The organism is Cupriavidus necator (assembly GCF_040578825.1).
GTDB lineage: Bacteria > Pseudomonadota > Gammaproteobacteria > Burkholderiales > Burkholderiaceae > Cupriavidus > Cupriavidus necator_E.
This window is the reverse complement of sequence record NZ_JBEFLI010000053.1, coordinates 40,202-49,416: the sequence shown is the minus strand read 5'-3', so window position 1 is coordinate 49,416 and position 9,215 is coordinate 40,202. Positions and strand designations below refer to the sequence as shown.

The 9,215-nt window shown below is 69.2% G+C and carries 5 protein-coding genes and 1 pseudogene; 2 read left to right on the top strand and 4 right to left on the bottom strand.

What is annotated here, in order from left to right; translation table 11 throughout:
• Window positions 1-227 (top strand): annotated as a pseudogene (locus AB1I47_RS23420) (ABC transporter permease); the annotation flags it as partial.
• Window positions 227-760, top strand: coding sequence for a nitrous oxide reductase accessory protein NosL (locus AB1I47_RS23415; protein WP_354686099.1), 534 nt, complete (start codon window positions 227-229; stop codon window positions 758-760). The pseudogene AB1I47_RS23420 and the gene AB1I47_RS23415, both read left to right, overlap by 1 nt.
• 43 nt (window positions 761-803) lie before the next feature.
• Here AB1I47_RS23415 and aroG read toward each other — a convergent pair whose 3' ends face one another.
• The 4 genes from aroG to AB1I47_RS23395 form a co-directional block, all read right to left on the bottom strand.
• Window positions 804-1,883, bottom strand: coding sequence for a 3-deoxy-7-phosphoheptulonate synthase AroG (gene aroG / locus AB1I47_RS23410; protein ID WP_407935891.1), 1,080 nt, complete (start codon window positions 1,881-1,883; stop codon window positions 804-806).
• Between the two features lie 423 nt (window positions 1,884-2,306).
• Window positions 2,307-3,767 carry a metalloprotease TldD gene (gene tldD / locus AB1I47_RS23405; protein ID WP_354686098.1) on the bottom strand — a complete coding sequence of 487 codons (1,461 nt, stop codon included), beginning with the start codon at window positions 3,765-3,767 and terminating at the stop codon, window positions 2,307-2,309.
• A 98-nt stretch (window positions 3,768-3,865) separates the two neighbouring features.
• Window positions 3,866-4,687, bottom strand: coding sequence for a carbon-nitrogen hydrolase family protein (locus AB1I47_RS23400; protein ID WP_354686097.1), 822 nt, complete (start codon window positions 4,685-4,687; stop codon window positions 3,866-3,868).
• 32 nt (window positions 4,688-4,719) lie between these two features.
• The gene (locus tag AB1I47_RS23395) at window positions 4,720-9,006 is read right to left on the bottom strand and encodes a YhdP family protein (RefSeq protein ID WP_354686096.1); all 4,287 of its coding nucleotides are present in this window, start codon (window positions 9,004-9,006) and stop codon (window positions 4,720-4,722) included.
• Window positions 9,007-9,215: the final 209 nt, after the last annotated feature.

Below are 9,215 nucleotides of genomic sequence, written 5' to 3'. Positions count from 1 at the left end.
GCAATGGCACCGGCGCAGCCGCCACCGACTGGATCGCCTGGCTGCTGTTGCTGAACCCCGCCGACCTGTTCCGTATCGTCAATGCCTTTTCCCTGGACCAGTTGCGCAGCGCCGGTGGTGTTGCCAGCATCGTGCCGCCCGCGCTGGCCAGCCCGTGGCCGACCGGGGCGGCGCTGCTGGCGTGGATCGCCGTGCCGCTGGTCCTTGCTGCCAGGAGATTCCGCTGATGTGTTCCCCTTTGTCATTGCGTCGCCGCAACCTGCTGCTGGCCATGGCCGGCAGTGCCGTCCTGGTCGCCGCCTGCGGCCGCAAGCCGGATGCCGCCGCGCAGCCGGAAGAGATCGAGTCCGCCACCGCCTGCGCGCTGGACGGCATGCTGCTGGCCGATTATCCCGGGCCCAAGGCGCAGATCTTCTACGCGGGCGAGGCGCACCCGCACTGGTTCTGCGATACGGTGGAGATGTTCCACGCGCTGCTGCGGCCGGAGCAGGTCAGGCCGGTGCGTGCGGTGTTCGTGCAGGACATGGGCCGCGCCGACTGGGAACGTCCGCGCGGCCACTGGTTCGATGCCACCACCGGCCTTTATGTTGCCGGCAGCCGGCGCCACAGCTCGATGGGACCGACGCTGGCGAGCTTCAGGGCCGAAAGCGATGCATTCGCCTTTCTCGCCCGCCATGGCGGGAAACTGCTGCGCTACGCCGAGGTCACGCCGGACCTGGCCGACCTCAGCGGCGGCGCCATGCATGACAGCCGGATGTAGCCGGCCGCCATGCCCGCGGGCATAGGTGCCCGCGGCCTTTCCATCAGTTGCCGCTGCCCGACACCAGCCGGCGCTGGCGCACCGACTCGGCAAGGCCTTCGAGCACCTGGACCGAGTCGTCCCAGCCGATGCAGGCATCGGTCACGGACTGGCCGTAGGTCAGGTTCTCGACCGGCGCGCCCTGCACGTGGTCCTGGCGGCCCGCCACCAGGTGCGATTCGACCATCACGCCGATGATGCGCTCGTCGCCGGCGGCGATCTGGCGGCCGATGTCTTCGCACACGGGGATCTGGTTCTCGTGCTTCTTGCTGCTGTTGGCGTGCGAGGCATCGATCATCAGCCGCGAAGCCAGCCCGGCCTTGGCGATGGCGTCGCACGCTTCCTGCACGCTGGCGGCATCGTAGTTGGGTGCCTTGCCACCGCGCAGGATCACATGGCAGTCCTCGTTACCGGAGGTCGACACGATCGCCGAGTGGCCGCCCTTGGTCACCGACAGGAAATGGTGCGGCTGCGACGCGGCCTTGATCGCATCGACCGCGATCTTGACGTTGCCGTCGGTGCCGTTCTTGAAGCCCACCGGGCACGACAGTCCCGACGCCAGCTCGCGGTGCACCTGCGATTCGGTGGTGCGCGCGCCGATCGCGCCCCAGCTCACCAGGTCGGCGATGTACTGCGGGCTGATCATGTCGAGGTACTCGGTGCCGGTCGGCACGCCCATCTCGCTGATGTTCAGCAACAGCTCGCGCGCGGTGCGCAGGCCGTCGTTGATCTTGAAGCTGCCGTCCATGTGCGGGTCGTTGATCAGGCCCTTCCAGCCCACCGTGGTACGCGGCTTCTCGAAGTACACGCGCATCACCACTTCTAGCTCGCCGGCGAAGCGTTCGCGCTGGACTTTTAGCAGCTTGGCGTAGTCCAGCGCGGCACGGGTATCGTGGATCGAGCACGGCCCGATGATGACGATCAGCCGGTCATCCATGCCGTGCAGGATGCGGTGCATGGCCTGGCGCGCGCCGTAGATCACGTCCGAGGCCTTTTCGGAGCAGGCAAATTCGCGGATCAGGTGCGCCGGCGGCAGCAGCTCCTTGAGTTCGCGAATGCGCAGGTCGTCGGTGTTCTTCAGCATGATGGCTCCAGGATTGCTTTGTGAGGTCGTGAGAGTGTGGGGGACGCAAACAGGTATAAAAAAACCGCCAGGGTCGCTGGCGGTCTTTTTTGTGTTCGGGGCGCTGCTTACAGCCGTCCCTCCCTATCCGCCAGCGGTGTGAGATCGCTAAAGAAGTAAAAGTAAAACTTAGCGGACATGGCGGAAAAAGGCGTTGGCTTGGGTCAGCTTGAATCGTTTTGAGCGGAAGGCGCTGAATTTATGCTGCACTGCGTGGCAGAAAGGCAGGAAATTGCGCGCCGGTCAGTCAAATTTCGCGGTGCATCGGTTGCTTCGGGCACGGCGAAGCATCTTTATAGCGCCTTTTGAAAATGTTGGCAAGTGGCGGCGGGTGGCTTGAACCCCGGTCCCTCTCCCCCTGAGGGAAGAGGGAGAACACCTTGCTCAGGCGGTGCCACCCACCGTCATATTCTCAATCCGCAACGTAGGCTGCCCCACACCCACCGGCACGCTCTGTCCTTCCTTGCCGCACACCCCCACGCCCGAATCCAGCCGCATGTCGTTGCCGATCATCGTCACGTCCTTCAGCGATTCCGGCCCGTTGCCGACCAGCGTCGCGCCCTTGACGGGGGTGGTGATCTTGCCGTCCTCGATCAGGTACGCCTCGCTGGCGGAGAACACGAACTTGCCGTTGGTGATGTCCACCTGGCCGCCGCCGAAGTTGACCGCATACAGCCCCTTCTTGACGCTGGCGATGATCTCCTTCGGGTCCTTGTCGCCGTTGAGCATGTAGGTGTTGGTCATGCGCGGCATCGGCAGGGCGGCATAGCTTTCGCGGCGCGCGTTGCCGGTGACCGGCATCTTCATCAGGCGCGCGTTGAGCGTGTCCTGGATATAGCCGCGCAGGATGCCGTCCTCGATCAGCGTGGTGCACTGGGTCGGGTTGCCTTCATCGTCCAGGTTGAGCGAGCCGCGGCGGTTGGCCAGCGTGCCGTCGTCAACCACGGTCACGCCCTTGGCCGCGACGCGTTCGCCCATGCGGCCGGCAAACGCCGACGAGCCCTTGCGGTTGAAGTCGCCTTCCAGGCCATGGCCGACCGCCTCGTGCAGCAGCACGCCGGGCCAGCCCGGGCCGAGCACCACGGTCATCGCGCCGGCGGGGGCAGGGCGCGCTTCCAGGTTGACCAGCGCCGACGAGACCGCCTCGTCGACATAGGTCTGCAGCAGGTCGTCGGTGAAGTAGCCATAGGCATAGCGGCCGCCGCCGCCGGACGAGCCGATCTCGCGGCGGCCGCCCTGTTCGGCGATCACCGTGACCGACACGCGCACCAGCGGGCGCACGTCGGCGGCGATCACGCCGTCGCTGCGGGCCACCAGCACCACGTCGTATTCGCCGGCCAGGCCAGCCATCACCTGCACCACGCGCGGGTCCTTGGCGCGCGCCATGCGTTCGATGCGCTCGAGCAGCGCCACCTTCTCGGCCGCGCTCATCGAATCGAGCGGGTCGTTGGACGCGTACAGGTTGCGTCCGGCGTGCGTGTTCAGTTCGCTGGCAACCTTGATGCGGCCGCTGCCCGCGCGGCCGATGGTGCGCGTGGCCGCTGCCGCCTGCGACAGCGCCGGCAGGCTGATTTCATCCGAGTAGGCGAAGGCGGTGCGGTCGCCCGAGACGGCGCGCACGCCCACGCCCTGGTCGATGCTGAAGCTGCCCGACTTGACGATGCCTTCCTCGAGGCTCCAGGCCTCGTTGCGGGTGTACTGGAAGTACAGGTCGGCGTAGTCGACCTTGTGCGTGAAGATATCGGCCAGCACGCGCTGGAGCTTGGCCTCGTCCAGGCCGTACGGCGCCAGCAGCAGTTGCTGCGCGGTGGCCAGGTTGCGGATTCCGAGATCGCCGACGTTCATGAATGGTCCTTTCTTTTTTGGGTCGCGCCGGCTCGCCGCCGGCGCCGATAATTCCGTGGGCGGGCGCCGCCGCTGGCGGCCCCGCGAATTCGTACATGCTACAGCACGCGGTGTCGCAGCGCCGGCAGGTTCTGCCGGACTTCGTCCAGGCGCACGGGATCGATCACGCCACCGACCACGCCTTCGCCCTCGGGCAGCATGGCCAGCACTTCGCCCCACGGATCGACCAGCATCGAATGGCCCCAGGTGCGCCTGCCGTTCTCGTGCTTGCCACCCTGTGCGGCGGCCAGCACATAGCACTGGTTCTCGATGGCGCGGGCGCGCAGCAGGATTTCCCAGTGTGCCTGACCGGTGGTGTAGGTAAAGGCGGCGGGCATCAGGATCAGGCTGGTGCCCTCGCCGGCGGCCAGCCCGCGGTACAGCTCCGGGAAGCGCAGGTCGTAGCACACCGACATTGCCACGCGACCGCATGGCGCCTGGAAGCTCACCGGCGTGCGGCCAGCCAGGATGGTGCGCGACTCGTCATAGCTCTCGGTGCCGCGCGTAAAGCCGAACAGGTGGATCTTGTCGTAGCGCGCCACGCGCTCGCCGCGCGGATTGAACGCGAGCGAGGTGTTGTAGACCCGCTCGGGATCGTCGCACCACATCGGCAGCGTGCCGCCCACCAGCCAGATGCCGTGGCGGCGTGCCGCGTCGGCCAGGAACTGCTGCACCGGGCCGTCGCCGTCGTGCTCGCGCACCGCAACCTTGTCCGCTTCGGACTTGCCCATCATGCAGAAGTACTCCGGCAGCAGCACCAGCTCGGCGCCGCCTGAGACGGCCTCGGCGATCAGCGCGTCGGCGCGCGCCAGGTTGGCATCGAGCGACGTGCCGGTGACGGTCTGGACGGCGGCGACGCGGAACGGGACGGGAGCTGTCATGGGCGTTGGTTTCCTCTGTGGACGGCGGGGGCTTACTTCGGGAAGGCCGGGTCCGCGCGGTTCTCGAAGGTCCTGCCTTGCGTCTTATTCTCCTCCACTTTGCCGATCTGCGGGTTGGCCCAGCTGCCGCTGACGCGGTAGTGCTGGGTGAACATTTTGGAGAATTCGTCGGCGAACAGCAGCTGCGCGGCCAGCGTGCCGATGCCGAGCACGGGGTTGATAAAGGCGGCCGCCACCGAGGTGGAAGTGGCGCTGATGCGCGGCACCACGTCCACACGCAAGTCCTGGGTCTCGCGCAGCAGGTTGGCCGTGCCGGTCATGCTGGCGATGATCTGCGGGCTGCGCAGCTGGAAGTCCTGGATCGTGCCGACGCCGTTCTCGATGGTGCCCGAGCCGGCGATGCGGTCGAACAGCAGCCCGCGGCCCGACAGCGTGCGGAAGTCCAGCGTGGCAAAGCGCAGCAGGCCCTGCAGGCTGAGTACGCCCAGCAGCCGCGCCGCGCCCGGTTCGACGCTCAGGATCTGGCCGTTCTCGAGCTCCAGCGACAGCTTGCCGGACAGCGTCGGGTAGTCGATCGACAGCGGCGAGCCGCGCCACGCCACCCGGCCTTCCAGCTTGCCCTTGCCGTCCTGCAGCGTGTGCGCCAGGCCCAGCCGGTCCAGCGTGTCGCCGGCGTCGCGGATATCGATGGCGAAGGACAGCAGCGTGCGGCGCTCGGCGTTGGCATCGGCGCGCAGGCGGCGCGGCACGCGCCAGCTGCCGTGGCCGGTCAGCGTGGCGCCGGGCTGCTCGATCTGCAGCTTGTCCAGCGTCCAGACCGGGTCGGCGCCGCTCATGCCGGTATGCGCCTTGACCTCGAGCTTGCCGAAGTCTTTCCCGCGCAGCATGAACTGGTCGGCGACCAGGTCGATCGCGGGCAGTTCGTCGATGCTGCTGGCGAGCGCGTCCACCACATTGTTTTCATCGCTGGCGTCGGGCACGTTCAGCCGCGCCAGGCGCAGCTGCAGCGAGCCGGCGGCGGACGGCCCGGCCGGGCGCCACTGCACCGCGCCGGCAATTTGCCGCGATTCGACCCTGGCGTTCCAGCCGTCGCCCTCGCGCGTGGCATCCATGGTCACATCGTCCAGCGTGCGGCCCATGGCGTGCAGCGTGCGCGCGCGCAGCGCGATGCGGCCGGGCAGGAAGGGCGAGGGCGCACCGGCGGCGCTGCTGCCCGTGGCGCCGCCGGCGAAAGCGGCGCGCCACGCATCGACATCGAGCTGGTCGAACGTGGCCGCGGCGCTGATGGCGGACGTCGGCGGGGGCGCGGCCTGCTGCACGCCGATGCCGCCGGCCAGCACGCTGACATCGCTGCCCGTGTCGCGGCGCAGCAGGTAGCGCGCGTTCAGCGCATTGCCGAGCTGCACCACCAGTTCGTCGGTGCCGGCGCGGGCCGCGCCGCCGGCCGGGCGCAGGTCCACGCGCAGCGGCATGTCTTGCGCGGCGGCCTTGGCCAGTGGCGCGGGCAGGCCGATCGCCATGCCGTTGAGTTCGGAGCTGAGCTGCACCTGGAGCTGGCGCTCGCGCGCGCCGATCACGGCGTTGTAGCCGGTGCTGCCTTCCAGCCGCGCCGCCAGCGATGCCAGCGCGGAACCCGCCGCGGCTTCGCGCAGCCCCGCTGCCGAAGCATTGCCGCTGGCGGTCACGCGGGTGGCGCCGTCGGGTTGGGTGCCGCCGCCCAAGCGCACCTCGCCGCCCAGGAAGCGCGCGCGCAGGTTTTCCAGCCCGAAGCCGTGCTCGTTGAAGGTAATGGTGCCGTTGGCATTGCCAAACTGCGGCAGCTGCGGGCTGAGCACGACATCATTGCCGGGGAAGCGGAAGCGGCCGTCCACCCTGGCGGCACTGGCGTGCTCCAGCGGCATGTCGAGCTTCAGCTTCAGCTCGCCGTTGCCGTGCGCGCGCGCCGCATCGGCCACGTGCGCGGTCCATTCGCGCACCGGCGAGGTGGCGATACAGCGCAGGAAGCCCTGCACCGGGCCCGTGGCGCCGCCGTCGATCATCAGCCGGCCATGCTCGCTGAGATCGTCGATGCGCCCGCTGACGTCCTGCAGCGTAATGCCGGGGATGTCCTGCACCGCCGCGCGCCTGGCCAGGAAGGTCATGCCGCCGCGGTCGAATACCACCTGTCCGGCGATGTCGGTGAACACCGGCCACAGCGGCGTGCTGCCGTTGGGTCCGGTGGCGGTCTCATGCGGAGCGACCTGGTAGCGCACGTGCTCGATCGGCACGTCGACATGGAACTCGCCCGCCTTCTCGTGCGGCGCGTGGAACGGGAAGTGCGCCAGGTCGCCCTTGAGCACGAAGGTCACGTTGGCGGCGTCGCCGCCGGCCAGCGCTCCCGCCAGGTAGTGACGGGTGCCGGCGGGGATCGACAGTGGCAGGTAGCGCGGCACGCGTGCCACCTGGGCGCGGCTCATCCCGCCGCTCAGGTCGGCGATGCCCGAAGTGCCGTCGCCGCCTTCGCGCCACGTGCCGCTTACCGTGCCCGCCGCATCGGCATTGGCGAAGCGGATGCCGTCCAGCGTCACCGCCAGCTTGCCGCCGGTGCGCTGCCAGCGCAGGTCGCCGCCGATCTGGTCGAAGGGCACGCGCGGCTCTTCGAACAGGCCGGGCACCGTCAGCGACGCGCCATTGCCTTCGAAGCGCGCGTGGCCCTGCTGGTCATCGAAAGAGAAGGTTCCGGACAGGCGCGAGAAGCCGGGCGTGCCCAGCCGCGCCCTGCCATCGGCGCCGACCGCCGGCACCGCCGGCTGGCCGTTGACCGAGACGTCGCGCAGCGTGCCCTGCACGCTGTAGTGCGCCTGGCCGCTGCGGCGGTCGAGCAGCCCGGTGCGCTCGCGGCTCCAGTTGACGTTGAGGTTGTCGAGACGGCCGGCCGGCTGCAGCGCGCGCAGCCGGCGCAGCACCGCGGTGTCCAGCGGCATCGACGTGGCCAGCGCGCGCAACGTGTTCAGGTCCAGCGTGGGGGCCTTCAGCGAGAACCTGCGCAGGCTGCCGTCTTTATGCGCGGCCCAGCCCAGCGTGACCTGGCGCATGCCTTCGCGCCAGGTGCTGTCGGCGGCGGCCGGTGCGTCCCCGTCGGCCGGCTGCCACAGCAGCGTATCGACGGTCAGCAGGTTGCTGCCGTCGCGCTCGGTCCGGTGCAGCAGCAACGCCTGGGCATTGGCCAGCCGCAGCGGCTCGGCGGCGCCGGCCAGCTGCAGGTCGACGCCGCTGGCGCGCAGCCGGGTCTGGCTGCGTGCGATGCGGCCTTTCTGGAACTCGATGCTGCCGTCGGTGCTGAAGGTGCCGCTGGCGACGCGCTCGAACATCGCCAGGTAGCGCTGCACCACCGGCAGGTCAAGCTGCGCGAGGTCCCAGGTGGCCTGTCCGGTCCAGTAGCGCCAGTTGCCGGCGCTGTGCAGGTAGTCGTTGCGGAAGTTGGACTGCACCACCAGCGGCCGCGGGCCCAGCGCCGGCGAGCGCGCTTCCAGCGTCACCGCATGGCGCGCGCCGTCGCGGCGCGTGTCGAGCTTGATCTCGCCCACGTCGAGCTGTGGCAGCCTTGCCTTCTCGTCAAGCCAGCGCAGCTTGCCGCCCGACAGCGAGACGCGGCCCTGCGACATCAGCCAGCCCAGGAAGCGGTCGTCGTCCTGGTGGCCGCCGGCCGAGTCCACCAGCATGCCGCCGACCAGCAACCGGCCCTCTTGCGTGCGCCGCACCAGCACGTCGGTGCCGGTGGCGCTGAGCGAGACGAACTGCAGGCCCATGCTGAACAGCGAACGCCATGCCAGCTTGCCGTCGAGCGTGGCGGAGGACAGCAGCAGGCGCTGTTGGGCGTCGACGGCGTGCAGCTCGCGCGCGCGGAAAGCGGGATGCCAGCCGTCCCAGTAGGTATCGAGCGCGCCGATGCTGACCTGCGCCGACAGCGCCTGCGAGCCGCGCTCCTCCAGCCACTGGCGCGCGGCGGAGGCCTGCGGCCACAGCACGAAGCGGATCAGCAGGCCCAGCACCAGCGCCAGTACCGCCAGCACCAGCGCCAGCCGCACCAGCGCGCGCCCCAGCCAGCGCCAGAACGGGTGGCGCACGGTGGCCGTCACTGCGGCTACCAGGCCGCTCCCGCCCGCGTAGGCACGCGCACGCGCGCGCGCGAAGGCAGACGGCCGGTGCGGTGCGGCAGGGGAATCGACGTTCGGGGATGGCCCGGAGCGTGAGGAGGCCAGCGTGGCGGCGGCCTTGGCCCCGCCCGCGCCGCCATTGGGGGGAGGACCGTCAGCGGGTTGTGGGGCGCGGCTGGACATGCGCAGATTATCCGACAATACTAGCCGCTCTCCAATCTGGTGCCCGGCCGGCTAAAACTGATGATGCGCACGGGGCGCCGACAAAAAATGCGCATCTGGCATCCCATCTTTGATGACGATGGCGTGCCATGCGCGGACACGAAGACGCTGGCGCCGGGCCGCTAGTTGCCGATACCCAAGGCCGCACCTTTTCTCGCATTTCAAGTTAC

What these genes read in the sequence shown, in the direction of transcription:
- AB1I47_RS23415 (WP_354686099.1), top strand. Translation starts at nt 227, where the DNA reads ATGTGTTCCCCTTTGTCATTGCGTCGCCGCAACCTGCTGCTGGCCATG.
- aroG (WP_407935891.1), bottom strand. Translation starts at nt 1,883, where the DNA reads ATGCTGAAGAACACCGACGACCTGCGCATTCGCGAACTCAAGGAGCTG.
- tldD (WP_354686098.1), bottom strand. Translation starts at nt 3,767, where the DNA reads ATGAACGTCGGCGATCTCGGAATCCGCAACCTGGCCACCGCGCAGCAA.
- AB1I47_RS23400 (WP_354686097.1), bottom strand. Translation starts at nt 4,687, where the DNA reads ATGACAGCTCCCGTCCCGTTCCGCGTCGCCGCCGTCCAGACCGTCACC.
- AB1I47_RS23395 (WP_354686096.1), bottom strand. Translation starts at nt 9,006, where the DNA reads ATGTCCAGCCGCGCCCCACAACCCGCTGACGGTCCTCCCCCCAATGGC.